Raw genomic sequence first — 24396 nt, 5'->3', positions numbered from 1 at the left:
CCTCGGAGGGCCTGCACATGACCGATCTGATCGACACCACGGAGATGTATCTCCGCACCATCCTCGAACTCGAGGAGGAGAACATCGTGCCGCTGCGCGCGCGCATCTCCGAACGGCTCGGCCACTCCGGTCCCACGGTCTCGCAGACGGTCGGGCGCATGGAACGAGACGGTCTCGTCATCGTCTCGGAGGACCGCACCCTCGAGCTCACCGACGCCGGCCGCCGAAAGGCCGTCGACGTGATGCGCAAGCACCGTCTCGCAGAGCGTCTGCTGTCGGACGTCATCGGACTCGACTGGGCGTACGTGCACGAAGAGGCCTGCCGCTGGGAGCACGTGATGAGCGAACAGGTCGAGCGACGACTGGTGGAGCTGCTCGGTCACCCGACCGAATCGCCGTACGGAAACCCGATCCCGGGTCTCGACCAGCTCGGCGACCTGCCGGCTCGCACTTTCGACGAGGGCGTCATCGGTCTCGTCCAACGACTCAACGCCGCGGGCGAGCCCGTCGAGGGGACCGTGCGCCGCCTCGCCGAGCCCGCACAGGTCGACCCCGAGCTGCTGGAGCAGCTGCGCGACGCCGGGGTGGTTCCCGGGGCGCACGGCGACTTCCGCTTCAGCGAGGGCTACGTCCTCATCCAGATGGACGGCAAGGAAGACGGTCTCGAGCTCCCCGTGGAGCTTGCGTCGCACATCTTCCTGGTGGGCGAACCCGCCTGATCCGAGGGGGATTCCGAGCCCGACTGCGGGCGACGGAGCACTCCACGACCGCCCTCTGCGACGATTGTCAGGTTCCCGGGGTGACATGATCGTTATCTTCCGGTAACCTCGGTCGAGTCGCCAGCGAAGAAGCCCGCTGGAGATGGATCGCGAAGATACGCCTTTGAGGCTCGTCGTCTTCACGGCAGGAACGCGCAAAGTGCCCGAGATGCGTTCATGCCACGAGAGCAGAGTGCCGACGAGCCAGCGCTACCCGAAAGCGCAAGGGCCCAGGAGGACCACGTTTTGGCCGCAGACATCGAACAGCCCGCGAAGAAGACATCTGAAGACCGAGTACTCGCCCGACGCGCAGGTGCGCGGGCGACTGCTCGCAAGGCCGTCAAGCCACTCCGATCGATCGCCATCTTCGGAGCCGTCGGTGCACTGGTCGCCGGCATCGCCCTTCCTGCCTTCGCGCAGTCGAAGCCGAGCGAAGCCGCTCCGACGACCCTGCAGCAGCTCGCCGCCGTCGACGCGCAGTCCCTGGTCGTGGCCTCTCAGGCCACGGCCGCTCCATTGAGCCGAGGCACTTTCAGCGCGACGACTCCGGAGGAGATCGCGAAGAAGAAGGCCGAAGAGGCTGCTGCCGCCCGCGCTGCCGCCGCGGCGAAGGCATCCACGGCGTCGTCGTCTGGCCAGTTCAACACCGCCGGCTACGCACTGACCTCGCCGGGCTCGGGCGAGGTGCGCTATCCGCTCCCGATGGGCTCCTGGAACGTCAGCCGCACGATCGGCGGCGGCCACAACGGCGCAGACATGCTCGCTCCCGCCGGCACCCCGATCTACGCCGCCGCTGCCGGCGTCGTCCGTGCATCTGCGGAGAGCATCGGCGGATACGGCGTCTGCGTCATGCTCGACAGCGTCGTCGGTGGTCAGCGCGTGCAGACCACCTACGGCCACATGATCTACGGCTCGCGCCAGGTGCAGGTCGGACAGACGGTGGCGGCAGGCCAGCTGATCGGCTACGTCGGCAGCACCGGGCGCTCGACCGCGAACCACCTCCACTTCGAGACCTGGATCAACGGCGGACTCGTCGAGCCCATGTCGTGGCTCTCGGTCAACGCCGGCTGATTCCCGGACACGCCTCGCTCCATTCACCCGCCGTTTCGCCTCGCATGCAGCTGGATGGGTTAGCCTGATCCCGTTGTCGTACAGGTGGGAGAGGCTGATGGAGCGAATACCGACCATCCGAACCATGGATGCCCTCGGTCGTCACGTCCTTCTGCATAGCCCGCGGGGAAGCCACGGCGTTGCCGTGCGCGAAAGGCGCTGTCTTTAGACGGCGCCTTTTTTCGTCCCCACGATCGCTCTGCCATCTGCGCGACCTCGTGTGATTCGAGAGTGCCGGGAAGCCGTCCCGGCGGATCGAGAGGATGACGAATGCGCACACTGGTCCTGAATGCCGGATACGAGCCGCTTGCGATCGTGTCGTTCAAGCGAGCCCTGGTCCTCGTGATGAACGACAAGGCGACCGTGATCGAACGCGTGGAGGACGACCCCGTCTGGGGCACCCACGGCGTGTATGAACGCCCGGCTGTCATCATCCTCGCCCGGTACGTCCGGGTGCCGACGAGCAGACGCGTGCCGGTCACTCGCCGCGGTGTGCTGCGTCGCGACAATCACCGCTGCGGATACTGCGGCAAGGCGGCTTCGACCATCGATCATGTGCTGCCACGCTCACGCGGGGGAGCGGACTCCTGGGAGAACCTGGTGGCCTGCTGCCTTCGATGCAACAACATCAAGAGCGACCGCACCCCGCAGGAGATGCGCTGGCAGTTGCGGTTCACCCCTCGCCCTCCGCACGGCACCGCCTGGACGGTGCGCGGAACCGAGCGCAGCGACCCACGGTGGGAGCCCTACCTGGCACTGGCGGCGTGACGTGCCCTCGAGTCCTCCACCGGCCTGTCCACGCGCCGCGAGATGGTGAGGCGCGTCGTGCCCTCGAGTCCTCCACCGGCCCCTCCACGCGCCGCGAGTTGGTGAGGCGCGTCGGTGCCCTCGAGTCCTCCACCGGCCCCTCCACGCGCCGCGAGTTCGGAGGCGCGGAACGGTGGGAACAGGGGGCGGCGCGTGGAGCCTCCTGGCCGGCGGGGGCCCGCTGACGGGGGCCTGAGACGTCGAGGAGGGGCCACCCTCCGGGCGGCCCCTCCTCGACGTCGTGCCCTCGACAGGATTCGAACCTGCGACCTGCCCTTTAGGAGAGGGCTGCTCTATCCCCTGAGCTACGAGGGCGTGCGTCCAGTCTAGGCGACCGTCCGCACGCCCCCTCGCGCATCAGTCCTTGCCGCGGCGCCACAGCTTGGACGGCCACCAGATCGCCTTGCCGATGTCGTACGTCAGCGCCGGGACGAGCAGCGAACGGACGACGAACGTGTCCAGCAGCACCCCGAACGCGACGATGAACGCCAGCTGCACGAGGAACAGGATGGGGATCACGGAGAGCGCGGCGAAGGTCGCCGCGAGCACGAGACCCGCTGAGGTGATCACTCCGCCCGTGATCGACAGGCCCCGAAGGATTCCCTCGCGGGTGCCGTGCTGCTTCGACTCCTCGCGGACGCGCGTCATCAGGAAGATGTTGTAGTCGATGCCGAGCGCCACCAGGAACACGAACCCGAAGAGCGGAACGGCCGGGTCCGCACCGGGGAAGTCGAAGATTCCGTCGAACACCAGCGCGGACACGCCCATCGCAGTTCCGAACGACAGAACTGTCGTCAGGATCAGCAGCACCGGCGCGAGGATCGAACGCAGCAGCAGCATCAGGATCAACATGATCACGAGGAGGATCACGGGGATGATCAGGTTGCGGTCGTGGATGGAGGCGTCGTTCGTGTCGATCGAGGTCGCGGTGACGCCGCCCACGAGCGCCTCCGTGCCCTGGAGGTCGGATCGCAGCTCTCGCACGGTGGCGGCAGCGGCGTCCGAATCGGCCGCGTCCGTCAACGTGCCCTGAAGCAGCACTTGCCCGTCGACCGTCGTGGGGTCGGGCGCGGGCGTGCCCGGAGGGCCGACAGCGGTGATGCCTTCCTCGGTCACGGGGGCGGTGCCGCTGGCGGAGTCCGCGGCGGTGACGGAGACCGCATCGATCCCGTCGTTCGCGAGAAGGACGTCCGCGGCATCCTGCAGCCGGTCCTCATCGACGACCACGTACACCGGGCTGCCGGATCCGCCGGGGAAGTGCTCGCCCAGCGCCACCTGACCGTCGCGAGCCTCCGAGGCTCCGAGCACCAGGTCGGACTGCGGTACGCCGTTCGCGTCGAGTTGGGTGACACCCGCCGCTCCGGCGACGAGGACGAGGGTCGTCACGATCCAGATGACCCGCGGTCGCCGCTTGATGAAACCGGCCAGCCGCGCCCACAGTCCCGTCGTGCGCATGCCGTGCTCCGCGGCGACGACGTCGGGTTCGAAGCGCGGGCGCCGGGGCCAGAACACGGCCCGCCCGAAGAGCAGCAGCAGCGAGGGAAGCAGCGTGAGGGCGGAGAGCATGGCGAACACGATGCCGATCGCCGCCACGGGGCCCAACGTGCTGTTCGACTTCAGGTCGCTGAGCAGCAGGCAGAGGAGCCCGGCGATCACGGTGCCGCCCGAGGCGACGATCGGTTCGACGGAGCCCTTCCACGCGGCAAGGAGCGCGACGCCCTTGTCCTGTGCGACCCGCAGCTCCTCGCGGAAGCGTGCGACGAGGAGCAGGGCGTAGTCGGTCGCGGCGCCGATCACGAGGATGAACAGGATCCCCTGTGTCTGGCCGCTGAGCAGCAGCACCTCGAACTTCGCCAGCCACCACACCACGAGGAGCGCCACGCAAAGGGCGAACAGGCTCGTCGAGAGCACGACCAGAGGCAGCAGGAACGAGCGGTAGACGAGAACCAGGATGACCAGCACCGCCAAAAGCGCGACACCGAGAAGCAGCCCGTCGATCCCCGCGAAGCCCGCGACCAGGTCGGCACTGAACCCCGCGGGCCCCGTGATGTACACGGTGATGCCGTCCGGTACGCCGTCGCGCAGCTCCTCGCCCAGTGCCGCCGTCGTGTCGGCCAGCTCGGCGTCGCTGTCGATCGGGATGAACGCCTGAACCGCCTGCCCGTCGTCGGAGGGCAGGGCGGGGGACACGTCCTCGCCGACGCCCTCCACCGACGGCGCATCCGCCACAGCATCCGCGATCGCGTCGAGTTCGGTCTGCGTGAGCTCGTCCTCGGACGTGAACACCGCGATCGCCGGGATCGAGTCGCTGTCGTTGAACTCTCCCAGCAGCTCCTGCACCTCGGTGGCCTGTGCGGACTCGGGGAGGTACGTCGTCTGCTCGTTGGAGGAGACCTCATCGACCTTGCCGAACAGCGGGCCGCCGAGGGAGGCGCCGACCAGCCACACGAGGATCAGAGCCACGGGGATGAAGACACGCGCCCAGGAGTGGTTTCGCGAGCGCTCCCTCAGGGGCGGAGTCGGTGGAGAGTCGGGGCGAGACATCAGGTGCCTTTCGGGAGACGGTCGTTCAGAAGCGGAGTCGGCAGTCACGAGACCCAGGCGAGGATGAGGATCATCGTCGCGAGGAATCCGGCGAAGTAGTTGAGGGCGATGAACCGACGCCAGGCGCGATTCGTCGACGCGGAGCCGGCGTCGTCGACGTTCCACCACGGCGCCGCGTTGACGATGTACGGCAGGGCGAGGATGGCGGCGAGCGGGCCGGGCCAGGGGGTGAACAGCATCGCGGCTCCGGCGACCGTCCAGAGGCCGAGGGAGAGCCGCACCGTCGCCCGAGCCCCGATCACGGTGGCCGTCGATGAGATGCCGCCCTCCCGATCAGGGCCGATGTCCTGCACGGCGCCGAAAGCGTGGGCGGCCATGCCCCACAGGAAGAAGGCGGCGAGAGTGATGATCGTGCTGCCCGTCACCGGGGCGCCGACCAGGGCGAGAGCGACGATCGCCGGACTCACGAAGTGCGTGCTCGAGGTGACCGAATCGAGGAACGGCCGCTCCTTGAACCGCAGCACGGGTGCCGAGTAGGCGATCACGGCGAACACGCTGACGGCGAGCCAGAACCAGGATGCCGGGTTCCCGACGACCACGAGGTAGACGAGGAACGGGATGTTCGTGGCGGCGGCCGCCCAGAGCGTGGCGCGGTGGATGCGAGGTGCCAGGAGTGCGCCCTCGATGCCGCCCTTGCGAGGGTTCGCCAGATCGGAGGCGTAGTCGAAGACGTCGTTGATCCCGTACATGGCGAGGTTGTACGGGACGAGGAAGTAGAGGGTCCCGATCACGAAGGTGATGTCGAGCTCTCGGGTGGCGAGGAGATAGGCCGCCGCGAACGGGAACGCGGTATTGATCCAGCTGATCGGCCGCGAGGAGAGCACGATCTGCGCGAGATCCCGTCCGAAGGGGCGCTCGGGTGCGGATCGGTCGTTCATCCGCGGACCTCGTCATCCTGGGGGGACGCTTCGCGCGCTCGCCGCCGTGCGCGCAGAGCCGTCCACACGGCCGGGAGGAGCAACGCGCCCGCCAGCGGATAGGCGAAGTCCTCGATGGGAGCGAGGCCGATGTGCAGACCGAGCAGCGGATCCTGCGCGTAGTGGAACAGCCCGCTCGCGATCATCACGGTGTCGAACACGGCCGTGAGGAGGAAGAGCACGAGCACCGTCAGCAGGACGGCCGCGGGCACCGGGCCGCGTCGACGGGAGGCGAGAGCCAGGATCAGACCACCGCCGGCGGCGAAGAGGAGGAAGCAGGCTGCGACGTGGATGTAACTCATGCGCCGTCTCCGTTGGTCCGGAGCCGGTCGCGCCTCCGAGCGAGCAGGCGGGCCGAGCCGGTATAGATGATCATCGTGCACACGACGAGGAAGAGCAGGAACACCGGCTCTTCCACCGGCAGCTCGGGCGCGAGCACCAGCCCCGTCGCGATCGCCGCGTCGCCGCGGAGGAAGATGCCGTTCACGATGCCCGCCACGTCCCACAGGAGGAAGAAGACCAGGCCGACCAGGGTCACGACGGCGGCCGAGACCGCGTCCCTCCAGAAGAACAGCCGGAACCGCCAGTCCAGAAGAAGCATGCAGCCCAGCGAGACCAGCAGCGCAGTCAGATACAACGCGCCCATCAGGAGTCCGCCGTTCCGACCGCCGGCGGAGCCGCCTCCGGGAGTGGGCCGGGGGAGTGATCACCGCGGAGGTGCTTCAGGACGATCTCAGCGCTGATCAAGCACATCGGCACCCCGACGCCGGGGGCCGTCGTGGCCCCGGCGTAGAGGAGACCCTGCACGCGCCGAGACGCATTCTGGGCACGGAACATCGCACTCTGGGACAGGATGTGCGCCGGCCCGAGCATCCCGCCCCGCCACGAGCGATAGTCGTCGCGGAAGTCGGCCGGCCCCTTGGTCTCTCGTACGACGATCCGCTCCCGGAGATCGGGGATGCCCGCCCACGCCGCGACCTGGTCGATCGCGGCATCGGCTGCTCGCTCGATCTCCGCTGACCCCGATCCGTCGGATCCGCCATGCCCGAGCTCGACATCTGCCGGAACGGGAACCAGGATGAACAGGTTCTCGTGGTCGGGCGGCGCGACGTCGGGGTCGGACGCGCTGGGTCTGCAGACATATGTCGATGCCGGAGCGGGGATGGACGGGGTGGGGCCGAAGATCGCGTCGAAGTTCGCATCCCAGTCGTCGGTGAAGAACAGGGAATGATGAGGGAGCTCGGGCAGCGCGCCTTTCACTCCGAGCATCACGAGCACACCGCCGGGGCCGCTGGTGCGACGAGTCCACCACGATTCGGGATAGCTCTGCAGCGATCGCGGTAGCAACCTGGTCTCGGTGTGGTGCAGGTCGGCGGCGGAGACGACGATGTCGGCGTGCTCGACATGCGAGGCTCCCGATCCGTCCACCCAGTCGACGCCGGTCACACGTGTTCCGTCGTTCCCGTCCTGCGTGCGGATGCCGATGACATCGGCGCCGGTCACGATCCGGGCTCCCGCATCGCGGGCCAGGGACTCGATGCGTTCGATCACCCGCCAGAAGCCGCCCTGCGGATAGCTGACGCCCTGGTCCAGGTCGAGGGTGCTCATCAGGTGATACATCGCGGGGGCGCTGCGAGGATCCGTGCCGAGGAACACGGCCGGGTAGCCGAGGATCTGGCGCACGACAGGATGCTGGAAACGCCGCGCCGCGAAGGATTGCAGTCGAGTGCCGAGCAGCGTGAACAAGCGGGGGAGCGCGCGCAGCACCTCCGGCGCCAGGAGCGACCGCGTCCGGGTGAACGGGTTGTAGAGGAAGTACTTCTGCGCCATCTCGCCGGCGTGACTTGCCGACTGCAGGTAGGAGTCCAGTGCTGGCGCAGATCCCGGTTCCAGAGCCTCGAAGAGGCGGGTGACTGCCTCCCTGCCTGCGGGTACCGTCACCGCGCCGTGCGCCGCATCCTCAATCGCCGGGTCGCGGAACACGCGGTAGCCGGGATCCAGCCGGGTGAGGTCGAGCTGTTCCTCGGTCGTGGTGCCCATCATCGCGAAGAAATGATCGAACACCTCGGGCATCAGATACCACGATGGTCCGGAGTCGAAACGGAAGCCGGCACGCTCGATCGTTCCGGCCCGCCCGCCGACGCGGTCGTTCTTCTCGAGGACGACGACCTCGTGCCCGTCTCGCGCGAGCAGCCCCGCCGTCGCGAGGCCGGCGACGCCCGCACCGATCACCACCACGCGGCTCATCGGTCACGTTCCATCGCGGTGACGGCGACTGCGCGGGCGGCGAGCAGGGCCTTGATCGGGTCGGGGACGCGCACGCGCCGTCGGTACAGGACCTCGGCGGGCGTCTTCGCGACGCGGCGGGTGAGTGCCGCGAACAGCGCCAGCGCGCTGCGCACGGCTGCGCGGGCGTCTTTCGGGAGCAGCGGGATCGCGGCGCGGGCGTCGGCCAGCTGTCGACGGATCGTGTCGACCCAGGCATCCCGGTCGGCGTCGTTCAGACGCGCGGTCCCGCCCAGGTAGCCGCGGTGCAGACGATCCGTGTCGTCGGCGAGGTCGCGCAGGAAGTTCACGTTCTGGAAGGCTGCGCCGAGTTGTCGCGCACCGCGTCGGAGGATCTCGAGCTCCTCGGGGGTGCGGGGCGAGTCGCGCAGGAAGACCTGGAGGCACATCAGTCCGACGACTTCGGCGGACCCGTAGACATAGGCGGCATGGGCGTCGGCGTCGTAGGCGGCGAACCCCGGCTCACGATCGATGTCGGCACTCATCGAATCGAAGAACGGCGTGGTCAGGTCTTCGCCGATGCCGCACTCGCGCGCCGTCCGAGCGAAGGCGTGCAGGATCAGGTCGCTGCTGTACCCGCTGCGCATCGAGCGGTGCGTCGCCTCCACGTAGGAGGCGAGAGCCGCCGACTGCGCCGTGCTGTCCAGCCCGGCCTCGGCCGCGACACCGTCGACGATCTCATCGGCGATACGCACCATGGCATAGATGTTGCGCACATGCTGACGGTGTCTCGGTCCGAGAAGGCGGGTCGCGAGTCCGAAAGATGTCGAGTAGGTGCGGATGACGTCGCTCGTCGCGATCTCCGCCGTGCGGTTGAATCTGCGGAGGGCGGCGTCGTGGGAGGGATCGTGCGGATTCGCGCTCATCGCTCGCGACCGTCGACACGGGAAGCCAGCGCGCGGATCGTCCGCGCGGCAGACGTCGGGAGGATGCCCGCGGACTCTGCATCGCCGAGGACGGTCGCTGCGGCCTCGAGGTGCTCGCTGACGAGCCCGCGCACGAACGCCTCGGCGCCGCACTCGCGCAGTCGATCGCGGGCGCGCGAGCCGTCTGCACCGCTGAGATCGGGTCTGCCGAAGTGCTCTTCGATCCCCTCCCAATGACTCGTCATGCGGGCGTACGAGATGATCGCGGTCTCCTTTCCTTCCCGGAGGTCGGAGAAGGGGTCCTTCCCGTGCTCATCGGGGTCGCCGAACACGGAGAGCAGGTCGTCCTGCAGCTGATACGCGAGTCCGAGGTGTCGGCCGATCGCCGTGAGTCGCTGCTCGGTCGCCGACGACGACCCGGCCAGCACAGCCGCGGCGCGCAGAGGGAGTACGAAGGAATACGTCGCCGTCTTGTAGGCGCTGGTCGCGAGGATCGTCCGCAGATCAGGAGTGATGATGCCGTCGCTGAGAGCGACATCGGCATGCTCGCCGGCGACCGTCTCGAGGATGGTCTGCTCCAACAGCGAGAGCAGACGATCGCGGGCTTGTGCCGGGACTTCCACCCTCGCGAACCCGAGCACCGCCGCGGTCAAGAGGAGATCTCCGAGGAGAATCGCGCTCGAGCGCGCCCAGTGCAGTGCGGACTCGGCCGGGGCTTCGGGGTGATCGGCGACGAGAGCGCCGATGAGGTTCGGGCCGCGCCGTCGGATGAGGTCTCCGTCGATGACGTCGTCGTGCAGGAGGAACGCGAAGTGCAGCAACTCGACCTCGGCCGCGACATCGATCGCGGCTCTGCTCGCCTCTGCGGAGAGCGGTGTCGGCGAGAGCGCCTGCACCAAATCGACGAGCAGTCGCGGTCGGATCAGTTTGCCGCCGAGGGCGTGCTCAGCCGCCACTGCCCAGAGCTCCGTGAACTCGGGGCCGTACTTCTCCGCCGCCGCGGTGTGGGCAGAGAAACGTTGCCGCAACGCTGCTTCGATCTGCGTCCCGAGTGCTTCTTCCGTCGCCGTCGCGCTCATGGCTCAGACCTTGCCGAGCCGTTGCAGTTGCGGAAGCTGCTCGACGAGCCACGGGCTGAAGGCGAACGGTGCGTGTGTGACGGCTTCGATCAGGTCGGAAACTTCCACCCACGCCCACTCGGACACCTCGTCCGGATCGGCCGTGGGCTGCCCATCGATGATCGCGACGTGCACGGGGCACATCTCGTTCTCGACGATCCCGCTCGCATCGACGGCGCGGTAGCGGTAGTCGGGCAATGCGAGGCGGATGTCGGAGAGTCGGATGCCGAGTTCATCGAGGCCGCGCCGCCGAACGGCGTCGACCATCTCCTCGTCGGGGCGCGGATGGCCGCAGAAGCTGTTCGTCCAGACGCCGGGCCATGTCCGCTTCGCGAGGGACCGGCGGGTCACCAGCAGACGCCCACTGGAGTCGAGGACATAGCAGGAGAAGGCGAGATGCAGCGGGGTGTCGCTCGTGTGCACGTCGCTCTTCGGCAACGTGCCGACCGCACTTCCGTCTTCGGCCAGGAGGGTCACGTAGTCCATGGCATCTCCCTTTTCCGAGCCTCTCAAGATTGCTAACTTGGTGAGTAGTCAACTTAGCATGAAACTGTGGGTGTGTAACATGATCGCATGGACACCGAGCCCGGCACCACCCCGCACGCGGGGTCGCAGGCGACGGATCCGCCCGGAGACGGCGATATGAGCGGGGCCGACCGCACGCCGGACGGCTTGAGCCACGCCGCGATCTACGACGTGGAATCCAGCGACCCTCGAAGCGCGCTGGTCGACCGAACGGGCGTGCCGCCGGAGGAGCTACGGCAGATCGCGCGCCTGATGGAGTCGCTCGCGGGGCTGCGAGAAGCCGAGCAGACTCTCTCTCAGGCCTCGCGGCGCTACATGCGGTTGAACGAGACGGACATGCGCGCGCTGCACTATCTGATCGTGTGCGCGAACCGGAACCTGGTCGCGACGCCCGGCGGAATCGCGCACCACCTGGACGTGTCGACGGCTGCGACCACCAAGCTGCTCGATCGGCTCGAGAAGGGCGGGCATATCACGCGCGCACCCCACCCGACCGACCGAAGGGCGCTCAGCATCAGCATCACGAAGGAGACGCGGCTCGCGGCGATGGAGACCGTCGGTCGGCAGCAGGCCAAGCGGTTCTATGCCGCCGCCCGTCTGTCCCCTTCGGAACGAGATGTCGTGATCCGATTCCTCACGGACATGACGGACGAGATCACGCTGCGCGACGAAGCCTGGTTACAGCAGACGTCCGACTGAGACAGTTCGGCCCGCGAGGGGCCGAACTCAGTGCGCTGCCTTGTACGCGTCCAGGATCGGGGCCGGGATGCGTCCTCGCTCGGAGAGCGTGTAGCCGTTCTCGTTGGCCCACGCACGGATGGCTGCGACCTCAGGGTTGCGCGCCGGTCGCTTGCGAGAAGAAGAAGAAGTACGTGCGGTGCTGGAGGAGCCGGCGCGACGGCCCGCGGCGATATACGGCTCGAGCGCCTTTCGCAATTCCTCCGCGTGCGCGGCATTCAAGTCGATCTCGTAGGAAGTGCCGTTGACCGAGAAATGCACGGTCTCGCCCTCTCCGACTTCCAGGACGCTGCCATCGATATCGTCGACCAGCTGGTGCACAATTCGTCTCGCCATGCGAGTGACTTTACCCGCATAAGCGCAATGCGACAAGAATTGAATATCGCACCGTCATGATTCACTTCGTCGATGGGCTCAGGGAAGGAGCCCCGCACGCCGCGCCCGGGTGACGGCTGCATGACGCGTGGAAGCGTCGAGTTTCGACATCGCGGTACCGAGGTATGCCTTGACCGTGCCTTCGCGCAGTCCGAGTTGTGCGGCGATCTCCGCGTTGGTCGATCCCAGTGCGGCGCACGCGAGCACGTCGGTCTCACGCGGCGAGAGGTGGACGGTCGGAACAGGAGCGGTCGTCGCGGGCGCCGCGTCCGCGGCGAGAGCGACGAGGCGACGCTCGACCTCCGCGATCCGAGCGCGTATCGCCGCGTCGTCGACGGAAGCCGCGATACTGCGCAATTCGGCGAAGCTCTCCCGGAGCGCCTCTCGTTGCGGGGGCGCCACGACGTCACTTGCGAGCGGACTCGCCTCCAGCCGCCGTTGCACCTCGTCGCGGATCCGCAGTTCATCGGCGACGGACTGCGCCACCTGCATTGCAGGCGCGGTCGTGATGCCGCCTACCTGTTCTTCGTTCCACGCGCCGGCATAGAGCACACCACGGGACCGTCCGTGCACGACGATCGGGAGCGCGAGGAGCGTGCGCAGCCCTTCGCCGAGGACGAAGACGTCGTAGTCGTGGGTGATCTGTTGCGACGAGCCGTAGTCGCTCGTCATCCGGGGGCGGAGTTCCATCATCGCCCGCCCGCCGAGACCGCGCTCCGGTCGCACCCGCAGCCCGTCCAGCGATCGCGTTCGGGCGCCGACGATGCTGGTCACGCTCACGACGCCCTCTTCGATGAGGCCACCGAACGCGACAGGGAAACGTGTTCGCCGGGCGAGCTCTCGCACCGCCTGGGCGACGAGCTCCGACTCGGATCCGAGAGGGACTGGTGCGCTCACAACTACCTACTTCCGGGGGTGACGACTGCGTTCCCCGTTTCGTAGCGTCGACTTTAGCATCCGCGCAGTGCCACTGCGCGGGGACCGGACATGTGGCAAGGAGGCCCCATGAGTGATCAGACGCACGCCGATTCGAACGGTCGGATCGACTACATCGCCGTCGAGCAGTCTCCACGGTTCCAGAGTTTGAAACGCACCCAGAGATCGTTCATCTTTCCGCTAGCCGTGTTTTTCCTGTTGTGGTATTTCGCCTACGTACTTCTTGCCGCATTCGCTCCCGAGTTCATGGGGCAACGGGTGTGGGGCGATATCACCGTCGGGCTCCTCCTCGGTCTCGGACAGTTCGTCACCACGTTCGGCATAACGATGGCGTACGTCTCGTTCGCCAATCGAAAGCTCGATCCGCTGGCGACGGAGATCCGTGAAGAACTCGAGAAGGCGCAGGAGAACGCATGAACGCGATCCGCACGGCGGTCGATCCGGTCGCTCTCGAAATCAATCCCGTCTTCAACATCTCGATCTTCCTGGCTTTCGTCGCGGTGACGCTTTTCATCGTCATACGCGCCAGCCGCAACAACAAGACGGCTGCCGATTACTACGCGGCCGGCCGTTCTTTCACGGGACCGCAGAACGGATTCGCCATCGCCGGTGACTATCTGTCCGCGGCGTCCTTCCTCGGCATCTGCGGCGCCATCGCGATCAACGGCTACGACGGCTTCCTCTATTCGATCGGTTTCCTGGTCGCCTGGCTCGTCGCGCTGCTGCTGGTGGCGGAACTGATGCGCAACACCGGGAAGTTCACGATGGCGGATGTGCTGTCGTTCCGTCTGAAGCAGCGGCCGGTGCGCATGGCGGCCGCGATCACGACGCTCGCCGTGTGCTTCTTCTATCTGCTCGCGCAGATGGCCGGCGCAGGTGGGCTGGTGTCGTTGCTGCTCGGCATCGACGGACGGCTCGGCCAGTCGATCGTGATCGCCGTGGTCGGACTGCTGATGATCGTCTACGTCTTGATCGGCGGGATGAAGGGAACCACCTGGGTGCAGATCGTGAAGGCGGTCCTGCTGATCGGCGGTGCCGTCGGCATGACGATCTGGGTGCTCGCGATCAACGGGTTCAGCCTGAACACCCTTCTCGAGGCCGCCGTGGCGAACTCCGACAAGGGCGATGCGATCCTGGCTCCGGGGCTGCAGTACGGCGCGAACCCGTGGGACTTCCTGTCCCTCGGCATGGCGCTGGTGCTCGGGACCGCGGGCCTGCCGCACGTGCTCATGCGCTTCTACACGGTGCCGACGGCGAAGGAGGCACGTCGCTCGGTCGTCTGGGCGATCTGGCTCATCGGCGGCTTCTACCTGCTGACCCTCGTACTCGGCTACGGTGCCGGCGCACTGGTCGGGGCGGATGTGATCGCGGCCGCTCCTGGCGGCGTCAACTCCGCGGCGCCGCTGCTCGCGCTCCGGCTTGGCGGTCCGGTGCTGTTGGGCTTCATCTCCGCTGTGGCCTTCGCGACGATCCTCGCGGTGGTCGCGGGGCTGACGATCACGGCGGCCGCATCGTTCGCGCATGACATCTACGCGAACGTGATCCAGAAGGGGCGCAAGGATGCTGCCGGCAACCCGGTGGAAGCCGACCCGAACGGCGAGGTTCGGGTGGCCCGTCGCACGGTGATCGTGATCGGCATCCTGGCGATCCTCGGTGGCATCGGAGCGCAGGGGCAGAACATCGCGTTCCTCGTCGCGCTCGCTTTCGCCGTCGCCGCCTCCGCCAACCTGCCGACCATCCTCTACTCGCTCTTCTGGCGCCGCTTCACGACGCGCGGCGCGGTGTGGAGCATGTACGGCGGGCTCGGCTCGGCGATCCTGCTCATCATGCTGTCGCCGGTGTTCTCCGGAACGCCGACATCGATGATCCCCGGGATCGACATCGCCGTATGGCCCCTCAACAACCCCGGGATCGTCTCGATCCCGCTGGGCTTCCTTCTCGGCTGGCTCGGAACGGTGACGAGCTCCCGCAAGGAGTCTCCGCAGCTCGCCGCCGAGATGGAAGTGCGCTCCCTCACGGGGTTCGGCGCGGAGAAGGCAGTCGAGCACTGACCGAGGGGTCCGGAGGATCGGACCCGAGCAAGACGTGGACCCGGCGGCCTACTCGCCGGGTCCACGTCTGCGTCCGCTCCGCTCAACCGGCCTCGAGGTCGAGCAGGTATCGCTTGCGCTCCGGGTGCGCGCCGTACTGGCCCATGCTTCCGTCCGACCGTACGACGCGATGCACCGGCACGATGATCGAGAACGGCGTGAGCCTGCACGCGGTGCCGACCGCGCGGGCCGCGCCGGGGTGGCCGGCGCGGACGGCGATCTCCCCGTAGCTCATGGTCTCGCCCCATTCGATCGTGCAGATCGTCTGCAGTGCGGCAAGAGCGAAACCATCCACCAGCCGCCAGTCGAGCCGGAGGTGCTGGTCGAAGCGCACCGGATCACCGTCGAAATAGTCGGCCAGAAGATGTGCGAGCTCGTCGGCGGCACCGGGGTCGGGGACGGGAACGGTGCCCAGCTGTCGGGTGATGCCCTCGAGAAGCCAGGGCACCAGCGGGTCTTCGGACTCGGAGAGGTCGAATCGCACGATGCCCTCGTCCGAGAACACCGCGAGGGCGTCGCCGAACGGAGTCGGGGCGAAGTCATAGCGGAACGTCATGCGACCATCCTGACCGGCATCGCTGTGCGGGGAGTGCCGGCCTCCCGGGCGGAGTGGAGAACATGACGCTGATCGGCTCAGGGCAGGAGAAGTGTGGATCGGCTCTCGAGGGCGGAGATTCGGCGGAAACCCGCCTGGGATACCCCAGCTCGCCCGGTCTCGCGCCTAGGGTGTCATTGTGTGGCGACGTGATGACAAGACTGCGGAGAACACAGCGGCGGACGCTGCTGTGTCCATCGGCGATCTGCACGAGACCACGACCGGCGTCGATATCGCCCATGCCGCCGAGGCTGAGCGCACCCGGTTGAGGGCGGAAGCGGCCGATCTCGGCGGCCCGTCTCCGCTGGTCAGCTTCCGCGACAGCCCGGAATCGGGCATCGACATCTCCAAGGCCCATCCCGGCAGCCTGCCGCAATTCATCACCGGAAAATCGACGCTCCTGTCGAATCTCTTCCGCGACGAGGTGGGTCTGCGCACGGCGCGTCTCGCCGCCGAGCGCATCACGGCGAAGAACACCGAACTGCGCACGGTCCGCGGAATCGAGGCGGTGCACCTGGCGGTCGGAGTCGCCCGGTGGCGCATCGGCGGAGCAGGATTCGCCGCGCCGGTTCTGCTGCGGCCGCTGGCGATCCGCCGGCATCACTCCGACTTCGAACTCAAGCTCCAGGGGGCGTTCGAAGTCAATCCCGAACTCGTCCGCATCGCCCGGGACCATTTCGGCCTGTCGATCGATGCGGCATCGCTGGCAGCGCTCGCGTACGACGGCGGGATCTTCAAGCCGCAACCCGTGATCGACAACCTGCGGGTGTTGACCCGCTCGATCGACACCTTCTCGGTGGAGCCGCGCCTGGTGGTGTCGACCTTCGCCGACGTCTCGGGAGCGATGGCGCGTGACGCCGGCAGCCTCGATCACGTGCTCCTCAACGCGCTGGGCGGTCATGTCGGCGATCGCGAGCGTGTGACGGCGCCTCGGGCCACGCCCCACCACACCGGACCCGACGATCGGGCTCCCGCATCGGACAACCTCCTTCTCGACGCGGACGCCGAGCAGGAAGCCGTTCTCGCGCGCATCGCCGCCGGGCACTCGCTCACGGTGGCGACGCTCCCCGGCACAGGCGGAACGCAGACGGTGATCAATGCGCTAGGCGAACTCGTCCGCGGCGGCAAGCGCGTGCTCGTGGTCTCGGCCCGTCGTTCGACGCTCGACGGCGTTCGTCATCGGCTCGCCGGTATCGGGCTCGACAGCCTGGCGATCTCGCCGGCGAGCGTGCGTCGCGACCTGGTCAGGGCGATCGGCCGCAACGAGAAGGCGACGGCCCCCAAGGTCAGCGAGGTCGACGACGCGCTGGTGCGCCTCCGGACGGTCCTCCGCGACTATCGCCAGGCGCTCACGGCTCCCATCGCCGGCGTGAACGCCTCGGTGCTCGACGCGACCCGCCAGCTCACCCGGCTCGCGTCGCTGCCGGTGCCGCCGTCGACCACCGCCCGGCTCGGAACCGATGCCCTTCGCCGGCTCGCGGCAGATCGACGTGAGGCGGCAGAAGCGCTCGCGCAAGCTGCACGTCTCGGCGAGTTCCGCTTCGGCCCGAACGATTCGCCGTGGTACGGCGTGACCTTCACCAGCACCGAGGCAGCCCGGGCTGCGCACGAGCTGGCCGGTCGGCTGCACTCGGACAGCGTCCCCGCTCTTCTCGAGCGCGGCTACGAACTGATCGCTCAGACGCACATGCGACCGTTCGCGACGATCGACGAGCTCGGCGAGTATCTGCGCCTGCTGCAGGGCATCCGCGACTCGCTCGACCGCTTCAGTCCCACCGTCTTCGAGCGGCCGCTCGGCGAGCTCATCCAGGCGCACGGCTCGCGTCGTGACGCCCCTGGTCTCTCCGGAGCGAATCGGCGGCGGCTGCGGCGGCTGGCGAAGGAGTACGTGCGTCCCGGCGTCCACGTCACCGAGATGCACGAGGCGCTGCTGCGGATCCAGACCCAGCGCACTCAGTGGCAGCGGTACGTCGAGGCAGGAGTTGCACCGGAGATCCCGCTCGGTCTCGCCGACGTGTACGTGGCCTGGCAGCGGGTCGAGGCCGAGCTCGCCGAGCTGGATGCCGCGCTGGGCCGCCGCGAGCCGCTGGCATCGCTCCCTGTCGCACGGCTCGTCCGCACTCTTGCCGGTCTCGCCGCCAAATCCGACGTCTTCGAGAACCTCGTGGAACGCGCGCAGCTGCGCGATCGACTCGCGCTCCTCGGGCTCGAGCCGCTGCTCGCGGAGCTCTCGGTGCGGCACGTGGCCGAGTCGCAGGTGGGGGAGGAGCTCGAGTTCGCCTGGTGGCAGTCGCTCCTCGAGCGCGCCCTGCAGGACAACCGCGCGCTCCTCGGTGCGAACACCGCCGTCGTGGATCGCCTCGAACGCGACTTCCGGCTCGTCGACGAGGCGCACGCCGCGATGGCGGGCCCCCTGCTCGCATGGCAGCTCGCCAACCAGTGGCGGATCGCGATCGTCGATGAACCCCAGCAGTCGCAGCATCTCCGGCGTGCGCTGACTCAGCCCGCCGCGACCACGGCGCAGGTCGTCAGCGCTGCGCCGACACTCGTCGACGTCCTCGCACCCGTCTGGATCTCCTCCCCGTACCTCGTTCCCGAGATCCCGGAGTCGGTCGAGTTCGACACCGTGCTGCTCGTCGATGCCGCAGCGATCAACCTCGCAGAGGCCGCGCCGGCGATCCGTCGAGCACGCCAGGTGGTCGCGTTCGGCGATCCGGTCACGCAGCGTCCCACGCCGTTCCACATCGCCGTCGATCCGGAGGACACGTGGGAGGCGGAGGTGCCGTTCGACGACGTCTCGGTGTTCGAGCGCCTGTCCGAGCTCCTGCCCGTGATGACTCTGACGCGCAGCTACCGCGCCGGCGGCGAGGATCTCGCCGAGCTCATCAACGACGCGTTCTACGGGGGCGAGATCGTGTCCCTCCCGTGGGCGGGTTCGTATCTGGGGCGAGGCAGCCTCACGGTCGACTACGTCGAGGGCGGCACAGGGACCCCCGACCCGGTGTCCGGTGCGGTCGAGAGCCCCGATGCCGAGGTCGCGCGCGTGGTGACCCTCGTGGTCGAGCACGCCGTGCACCGGCCGACCGAATCCCTCATGGTCGTCACCGCCAGCGCGCGTCACGCCGAGCGCGTGCGCGCCGCTGTCACCGCCGCCTTCGCCGGACGTTCCGACGTAGCGGACTTCGTCGGTCGGGACACTGCGGAGCCGTTCGCCGTCCTGACCCTCGAGGAGTCCGTGGCCGAGAGCCGCGATCGGGTGATCTTCTCGCTCGGGTTCGGACTCACCAAACACGGGCGCGTCCTGAGCGACTTCGGCGACCTCTCCACACCCGACGGCGAGCGTCTCCTCACGGTCGGGATGACCCGAGCGCGCCGCTCGATGGTCCTCGTCTCGTCGATCCGTCCGTCCTCCTTCGATGACGGACGCCTCGAGCACGGCGCAGCCACACTCATGTCTATCCTCGGCGGCCTCGCCGCTCGCGGCAGGGATGCTCGGCTCGAGGATCTGGCCGATCCGCTCACCCTCGCACTGGCCAGGGAACTGCGGAGGCTCGGAGCCTCCGTCGACGTCGACTATCGCGGACTCCTGCCGCTGGTCGCGCAGCACGGGGGCAAAGCGGTCGTGATCGAGCCCGACCCGGAGTCGCGCGGAGAGTCCCTGCGCGAGACGCTGCGGCTGCGGCCGCACGTGCTCCGTCGCCTCGGCTGGCACTACGTGCGCGTGCATGCGTTCGATCTCTACAGCGATCCGGCGACGGTCGCGACACGTATCGCCGCCGTGCTGGGTATCTCCGATACGGTGCCGCGGGCTGAGAACGACACCCAGCCGCTCGATATCGCAGACACCCCGAATGACTGACCAGGTCAACCCTGATGTTCCGCGTCAGCGGGTGGTGCGAGTCCCCGGATCGCGTCGCGCACGACTGACGCCGGTGCCCGGGAGCGACCCCGCGCCGGAGACCGGGACCGATCATCCGGCCCCGCCGCGTGCCCGACCGAAGGGTGCGAAGGGCCCGAACGATGATCAGCTCATTCAGGACGTGCCGCCGCACTATTGATCGTTCGACGGCGAGTGCGCCACGAACGAAAGACGCACGGTCCCTCCGAAGAGGAACCGTGCGTCTCGCGTAAGAGCGGAGGCCGTCAGGCGCCGCGCTGAGCCTTGAGCAGGTCGCGGATCTCCACCAGGAGTTCGGCCTCACTTGCTGCGGCGGGCTCCTCCTCCGGCTCCTCGGCCGGCGTGCCCTTGCGGGCTTCGACGTGGGCCTTGAAGGTGTTCATCGGCAGCACGAAGACGAAGTAGACGACAGCGGCGACGGCGAGGAAGCTGATGATCGCCGAGATCAGGTCGCCGATCGGGAACGTCACCGTCTCCCCGTAGATGTTCGGAACGGGGATCCCGAACTCTCCTGCCGCGTCCGCCTTGAGGAAGAGCGAGATGAAGGGGTTGATGATGCTGTTGACCACGGCGGTCACGATCGCGGTGAACGCCGTGCCGATGACGACCGCCACGGCCAGATCGATCACGTTCCCGCGCAGCAGGAAGTCCTTGAAACCTTTGAGCATGGGATCCCCCAGTAGATCAGGGCCTCACGAGGAGGCCGGAGTCGACGCAGCTGCCGGTTTGGCGCTCGTCGTCGATTCCGTCTTCGATGATGTCGAAGCATCTGAGGATCCACCGGATTTGGCGCGCGAGTCCGTGCGATAGAAGCCGGACCCGTTGAAGGTCACGCCGATCGAGCCGTACTGCTTGCGCAGCTGGCCGCCGCACTCGGGGCACACCGTCAGGGCGTCATCCGCGAAGCTCTGCACGGCGTCGAACTTGTGTCCGCACGACGTGCAGGCATAGGCGTAGGTGGGCATGGGGGTCCTTGCGGTTCAGCGTCGCCGAGGCGACAGGGTGAGAGTCTGCGACGGTGTCACGATCCCGTTCACGGGCTGGTCGTGCACCTCTCGCGGAAGTTCGTCGAGTACCTCGGAATCATAGATGACCGCGTAGACGGGCGGGCACTGCTCCATGGAGCCGATCGTCTTGTCGAAGTAACCGCGTCCCCAGCCCATCCGCATCCCGGTGCGGTCCACGGCGGCGGCCGGGACGATCATGAGGTCGACGTCGTTGACCGCGATCGGCCCGAGGACTTCTCCGGTCGGCTCCGGCAGACCATGCAGACCCTCGGCGACCTCGTCGTCGTCGGTGGCCACCGCCCAGTCCAGCAAGCCGTCGGCGCGGGTGACCGGCAGCAGGACACGGATGCCGCGGCGCACCGCCCTCGTCACGAAGTCACGGGTGCCCGGCTCGGTCGTCGTCGACAGGAAGCAGGAGATCGACCGCGCGCCGAGCTCGTCTACCAGGGCGTCGAGGCGCTCGCCGATCGCCAGGGCAGCGGCCTCGCGCTGCGGATCGGAGAGGAGCTGGCGTCGTTCGCGCAGTTCGGCGCGGAGTGCGCGTTTGGCGTGTTCGACGTCATTCGACATGGCTCCGAGTCTACGGCGACGCTCACCGCTAGGCTGGGAGGATGGCTGACCACAAGATCAAAGCCGTCATTCCCGCGGCAGGACTGGGCACGCGATTCCTGCCCGCGACGAAGGCGATGCCGAAAGAGATGCTTCCCGTCGTCGACAAGCCGGCGATCCAATACGTCGTCGAAGAGGCGGCGGACGCTGGTATCGACGACATCCTCGTCATCATCGGCCGCAACAAGAACGCGATCTCCAACCACTTCGACTCGGTGCCCGAGCTCGAGGTGAAGCTCATGGAGAAGGGCGACACGGGGCGCCTCGAGCGCGTGATGAAGTCCAGCGACCTCGCCGACATCCACTTCGTCCGACAGGGCGAGCCGAAGGGTCTCGGACACGCGGTCCTGCGCGCGCGCACCCACGTCGGCGACAGCTCGTTCGCCGTGCTGCTGGGCGACGACCTCATCGACGAGCGCGATCCGCTCCTGACCGACATGATCGCCGAGCACGAACGCACCGGCGCCGCAGTGATCGCCCTGATGGAGGTCGACCCGGCCAACATCCACATGTACGGCGCGGCCGCGGTCGAGCCGATCGAGGGCTCGGATGCCGTCCGTGTGACCGGTCTGGTCGAGAAGCCGGCGGCGGAAGACGCTCCTTCGAACCTCGCCATCATCGGCCGCTACGTGCTTCCCGCGTCCGTGTTCGAGATCCTCGAGCGCACCGAGCCGGGCAAGGGCGGCGAGATCCAGCTCACGGATGCGCTGCAGGAGCTCGCGACCGATCCCGAGGGCCCCGGCGTCGTCGGTGTCGTCTTCGGCGGACGCCGCTACGACACGGGCGACCGCGTCGACTACATCAAGGCGATCGTCCAGCTCGCCTCGGATCGGGAGGACCTCGGCCCCGAGCTGCGGCCGTGGCTCAAGGAGTTCGCAGAGCGCCTCTAGGCGATTCTGCGGAGGTCGGTGCGGCATGGATCTGGCGACGGGAATGCGACACGGACCGATCGAGCTGCGGCTCGTGCGTGCGAAGGACGCCCGTCCGTTGCAGCACGAGCTGCTCGCGAACAGATCATGGCTCCAGCCGTGGGAGGCGACCGTCCCCTACGGTTCCGTCTCGTTCGACATGCGGCTCAGCATCCGCCGACTGCTTCAGCAGTACCGTGACGGCTCGGGCTATCCGTTCGTCATGGAGTACGACGGCGAGGTCGCCGGGCAGCTGAACGTGTGGGGAGTCTCGAGAGGCTCCCTCTGTTCGGCGACGATCGGGTATTGGGTGAGTGAGCGTTTCGCGGGTCGGGGCATCACCCCCACCGCCGTGGCGCTGGCGACCGATGCCTGCTTCACGGAGTACGGACTGCATCGGATGGAGATCTGCATCCGGCCGGAGAACGCCGCGAGCCTTCGGATCGTCCAGAAGCTCGGGTTCCGCTACGAGGGGCTGCGCCGCCGGTACATCCATATCGACGGCGACTGGCGTGACCACTACGCGTTCGCGCTGACTCGGGAAGATGTCCCTCAGGGAGTGCTCGCCCGCTGGCTCAGCGGTCAGGTGCCGCCCGACGCCGCGACGGTGCCCCCGTCCGACCGCATCGCTCTCTGAGCCGGTGATCACCGGGCGATCCTGACGGACTCGCCGCGACACGCGCCCTTCTGTACGGCTCAGTCACCTCCGAACCCGTACCGTTGTCGATATGGACGGGCCGGTGCTGAGCGGGGGAGTGATCGTGCTCGTCGCCGTGCTCCTCTGGATGCTCTATCTCCTCCCGTCGTGGAGAGGCCGCTTCCAGTACAACGCCGCGGAACGCAACGCCGTTCGACTGAACCAGGCGCTCCGCATCCTCGCCGAGACGAGCGAGACGCCGGGCGAGGTGCACGTCGAGCTGAACGCCCGCACGGCGCTGGCTCAGCAGAAGCTCGCCAAGCGGGTGCAGTCGGAACGTGAGGCCGCCGAGCTCGAGTCGCTTCGCCAGGAGCTTGCTGCGACCCGAGCCGACCCGGTGATCCGTCGTGCTCGTGCCCGTCGCAGGGTGCGCATGGTCGCGACCATCTCCCTCCTGCTCGGTCTTGCCGTGGTCGGTTTCGGCGTCTGGCAGCTCGTGGCTGCCGGTTCGTCTTTGCTGCTGTGGCTCGGTGGGGCGTTGATCCTGCCCGCCGGGATCGCGCTGCAGAGGATGGCTGCGGTCGCGAATCGTGCGGCGCGCGCCACCCACGAGGTGAAGGCACCGATCGCGGAGCGCGCGACGCCTGTATTGCACGACCAGGGGCCGGCGACGTGGACTCCGCGTCCGCTGCCCGAGCCGCTCGTGTCCGTGTCGGGGTCACGCGCGCAGGCGGCGCAGGCCCAGATCGAGGCGCAGGAGCAGCGCCGCAAGGCGGCCAGAGTCGCAGCGCTGCGTGAGCGCGCCGAGCAGATGGCGCCGGCCGCACCCGTGCAGCTTCCTGCCGCGTCGTCTCCGTACGCGAAGATGGGATTCGTCGACGATGCCGAGATCGAGGCGCATGTGCGGGAGATGCTCTCGCGTCGTGCCGCCGGTTGATCGGTGCAGAAGCGAGCAGCGCTTTCGTCGTGATAGCGTAGATCTCGTTCACGGGCCTATGGCGCAGTTGGTAGCGCGCCTCGTTCGCATCGAGGAGGTCAGGGGTTCGAATCCCCTTAGGTCCACAGAACATGAAAGCCCCCGGTGAGCACCGGGGGCTTTCTTCTTTTACCGGGTTCTCATTGTCCCTACGGGCTCCCTAGGCCGACGTGCTCGCTCGAGCAGGCGGCCGGAGTGACCGCGGGGAGTGAGGGACGACGCCGGTTTCCCTCCCTGTCGAATGCACCCGTAGTCGGACGCACCTGTTCTCGAACGCAGTCGCGCGCGCGTGGGCGTGATCGAGGGGCGTGCTCTCGCCGCCGTCGAAGACAGCGCCGTGAGGCGGGTTTCCGCGCGACACGCCCGGCGGTCCGCCCTGATTTGCCGGATCCCCGGGATCCGCGTAACTTATTACTTGTTCGCCCCAAACGGTTGAGCGGAGGTCCTCGGACCGGCTCCCGTCAAGCATCGAACACCTCCCGAATCCCAGACACTCGCTGAGTGAAAAGGATGAAGGTGCTGGTCCGTTCCCACGGTCAGGCCGAAGAAACTCGGACTTGACAACGGAAACGGGATCGGTAAGATAGAGAAGTTGCCCTGCGGGCCTGGCTGTGATGGCTGGGTCGTGGGAGCATC

24 protein-coding genes and 2 tRNA genes are annotated in these 24396 nt (G+C 67.8%); 11 read left to right on the top strand and 15 right to left on the bottom strand.

What is annotated here, in order from left to right:
- Positions 1-17 precede the first annotated feature (17 nt).
- The 3 genes from DW298_RS03730 (at position 18) to DW298_RS03720 (ending at position 2636) form a co-directional block, all read left to right on the top strand.
- Positions 18-719, top strand: coding sequence for a metal-dependent transcriptional regulator (locus tag DW298_RS03730; protein ID WP_029262734.1), 702 nt, complete (start codon positions 18-20; stop codon positions 717-719).
- A 285-nt stretch (positions 720-1004) separates the two neighbouring features.
- Positions 1005-1829, top strand: coding sequence for a M23 family metallopeptidase (locus DW298_RS03725; RefSeq protein WP_136041139.1), 825 nt, complete (start codon positions 1005-1007; stop codon positions 1827-1829).
- A gap of 309 nt (positions 1830-2138) precedes the next feature.
- The gene (locus DW298_RS03720) at positions 2139-2636 is read left to right on the top strand and encodes an HNH endonuclease (RefSeq protein ID WP_136041138.1); all 498 of its coding nucleotides are present in this window, start codon (positions 2139-2141) and stop codon (positions 2634-2636) included.
- A 281-nt stretch (positions 2637-2917) separates the two neighbouring features.
- Here DW298_RS03720 and DW298_RS03715 read toward each other — a convergent pair.
- From DW298_RS03715 to idi, 9 genes are all read right to left on the bottom strand, one after another.
- Positions 2918-2990, bottom strand: a tRNA-Arg gene (locus DW298_RS03715).
- Positions 2991-3032: 42 nt separating this feature from the next.
- Entirely contained in the window at positions 3033-5219 is a 2187-nt protein-coding gene (locus tag DW298_RS03710; RefSeq protein ID WP_136041137.1) for an MMPL family transporter, read from the bottom strand.
- Positions 5220-5263: 44 nt separating this feature from the next.
- On the bottom strand, positions 5264-6157 hold the full coding sequence (locus DW298_RS03705; protein ID WP_136041136.1) for a prenyltransferase: 894 nt from the start codon (positions 6155-6157) through the stop codon (positions 5264-5266).
- Positions 6154-6498: a lycopene cyclase domain-containing protein gene (locus DW298_RS03700; protein WP_136041135.1), complete on the bottom strand. Its 345-nt coding sequence runs from the start codon at positions 6496-6498 to the stop codon at positions 6154-6156. The genes DW298_RS03705 and DW298_RS03700 overlap by 4 nt, the downstream gene beginning before the upstream one ends.
- Positions 6495-6842 (bottom strand): lycopene cyclase domain-containing protein, encoded by a 348-nt coding sequence (locus tag DW298_RS03695; RefSeq protein ID WP_136041134.1) that lies wholly within the window; start codon positions 6840-6842, stop codon positions 6495-6497. Before DW298_RS03695 ends, DW298_RS03700 begins: the two co-directional genes overlap by 4 nt.
- The gene (gene crtI, locus DW298_RS03690) at positions 6842-8443 is read right to left on the bottom strand and encodes a phytoene desaturase family protein (protein ID WP_136041133.1); all 1602 of its coding nucleotides are present in this window, start codon (positions 8441-8443) and stop codon (positions 6842-6844) included. The genes DW298_RS03695 and crtI overlap by 1 nt, the downstream gene beginning before the upstream one ends.
- Positions 8440-9348, bottom strand: coding sequence for a squalene/phytoene synthase family protein (locus DW298_RS03685; protein ID WP_136041132.1), 909 nt, complete (start codon positions 9346-9348; stop codon positions 8440-8442). Before DW298_RS03685 ends, crtI begins: the two co-directional genes overlap by 4 nt.
- The gene (locus tag DW298_RS03680) at positions 9345-10427 is read right to left on the bottom strand and encodes a polyprenyl synthetase family protein (RefSeq protein ID WP_136041131.1); all 1083 of its coding nucleotides are present in this window, start codon (positions 10425-10427) and stop codon (positions 9345-9347) included. Before DW298_RS03680 ends, DW298_RS03685 begins: the two co-directional genes overlap by 4 nt.
- A 3-nt stretch (positions 10428-10430) precedes the next feature.
- Positions 10431-10952, bottom strand: a complete 522-nt coding sequence (gene idi / locus DW298_RS03675; protein WP_136041130.1) for an isopentenyl-diphosphate Delta-isomerase — start codon at positions 10950-10952, stop codon at positions 10431-10433.
- Positions 10953-11039: 87 nt separating this feature from the next.
- Between idi and DW298_RS03670 the strand changes: the two genes are divergently transcribed.
- On the top strand, positions 11040-11690 hold the full coding sequence (locus DW298_RS03670; protein WP_136041129.1) for a MarR family transcriptional regulator: 651 nt from the start codon (positions 11040-11042) through the stop codon (positions 11688-11690).
- A 27-nt stretch (positions 11691-11717) separates the two neighbouring features.
- Here DW298_RS03670 and DW298_RS03665 read toward each other — a convergent pair whose 3' ends face one another.
- Both DW298_RS03665 and DW298_RS03660 read right to left on the bottom strand, forming a co-directional pair.
- A complete protein-coding gene (locus tag DW298_RS03665) occupies positions 11718-12065 on the bottom strand; it encodes an Lsr2 family protein (RefSeq protein ID WP_136041128.1) in 348 nt (115 codons plus the stop codon).
- A 78-nt stretch (positions 12066-12143) separates the two neighbouring features.
- Positions 12144-13001: a LuxR C-terminal-related transcriptional regulator gene (locus DW298_RS03660; protein ID WP_136041127.1), complete on the bottom strand. Its 858-nt coding sequence runs from the start codon at positions 12999-13001 to the stop codon at positions 12144-12146.
- A 108-nt stretch (positions 13002-13109) separates the two neighbouring features.
- Between DW298_RS03660 and DW298_RS03655 the strand changes: the two genes are divergently transcribed.
- Both DW298_RS03655 and DW298_RS03650 read left to right on the top strand, forming a co-directional pair.
- Complete coding sequence (locus DW298_RS03655) at positions 13110-13457, top strand: DUF485 domain-containing protein (RefSeq protein WP_136041126.1); 348 nt, start codon at positions 13110-13112, stop codon at positions 13455-13457.
- The gene (locus tag DW298_RS03650; RefSeq protein ID WP_136041125.1) at positions 13454-15091 is read left to right on the top strand and encodes a cation acetate symporter; all 1638 of its coding nucleotides are present in this window, start codon (positions 13454-13456) and stop codon (positions 15089-15091) included. The genes DW298_RS03655 and DW298_RS03650 overlap by 4 nt, the downstream gene beginning before the upstream one ends.
- Positions 15092-15173: 82 nt before the next feature.
- On the opposite strand, the gene DW298_RS03645 is transcribed toward DW298_RS03650, so the two are convergent.
- Entirely contained in the window at positions 15174-15686 is a 513-nt protein-coding gene (locus DW298_RS03645; RefSeq protein WP_136041124.1) for a methylated-DNA--[protein]-cysteine S-methyltransferase, read from the bottom strand.
- Positions 15687-15915: 229 nt separating this feature from the next.
- On the opposite strand from DW298_RS03645, the gene DW298_RS03640 reads away from it, so the two are divergent.
- Entirely contained in the window at positions 15916-19584 is a 3669-nt protein-coding gene (locus tag DW298_RS03640) for an ATP-binding protein (protein ID WP_136041123.1), read from the top strand.
- 284 nt (positions 19585-19868) lie between these two features.
- On the opposite strand, the gene mscL is transcribed toward DW298_RS03640, so the two are convergent.
- The 3 genes from mscL to DW298_RS03620 are packed head-to-tail and all read right to left on the bottom strand — an operon-like array spanning position 19869 to position 21200.
- Positions 19869-20291, bottom strand: coding sequence for a large conductance mechanosensitive channel protein MscL (gene mscL / locus DW298_RS03630; protein WP_029262715.1), 423 nt, complete (start codon positions 20289-20291; stop codon positions 19869-19871).
- 24 nt (positions 20292-20315) lie between these two features.
- Positions 20316-20588 carry an FmdB family zinc ribbon protein gene (locus tag DW298_RS03625; RefSeq protein WP_136041121.1) on the bottom strand — a complete coding sequence of 91 codons (273 nt, stop codon included), beginning with the start codon at positions 20586-20588 and terminating at the stop codon, positions 20316-20318.
- Between the two features lie 15 nt (positions 20589-20603).
- The gene (locus DW298_RS03620; RefSeq protein ID WP_136041120.1) at positions 20604-21200 is read right to left on the bottom strand and encodes a 5-formyltetrahydrofolate cyclo-ligase; all 597 of its coding nucleotides are present in this window, start codon (positions 21198-21200) and stop codon (positions 20604-20606) included.
- Positions 21201-21241: 41 nt separating this feature from the next.
- Here DW298_RS03620 and galU point away from each other — a divergent pair, with 41 nt between their 5' ends.
- From galU to DW298_RS03600, 4 genes are all read left to right on the top strand, one after another.
- Positions 21242-22129, top strand: coding sequence for a UTP--glucose-1-phosphate uridylyltransferase GalU (gene galU, locus DW298_RS03615; protein WP_136041119.1), 888 nt, complete (start codon positions 21242-21244; stop codon positions 22127-22129).
- Between the two features lie 25 nt (positions 22130-22154).
- On the top strand, positions 22155-22784 hold the full coding sequence (locus tag DW298_RS03610; protein ID WP_240745008.1) for a GNAT family protein: 630 nt from the start codon (positions 22155-22157) through the stop codon (positions 22782-22784).
- 91 nt (positions 22785-22875) lie between these two features.
- Positions 22876-23721, top strand: a complete 846-nt coding sequence (locus tag DW298_RS03605; protein WP_136041118.1) for a hypothetical protein — start codon at positions 22876-22878, stop codon at positions 23719-23721.
- Between the two features lie 52 nt (positions 23722-23773).
- Positions 23774-23846: transfer RNA gene (locus DW298_RS03600), tRNA-Ala, on the top strand.
- Positions 23847-24396 lie beyond the last annotated feature (550 nt).

It is taken from the genome of Microbacterium sp. A20 (assembly GCF_004794515.1).
In the GTDB taxonomy this organism is placed as follows: Bacteria; Actinomycetota; Actinomycetes; order Actinomycetales; family Microbacteriaceae; genus Microbacterium.
This window is presented reverse-complemented; position numbering and strand designations above follow the sequence as displayed.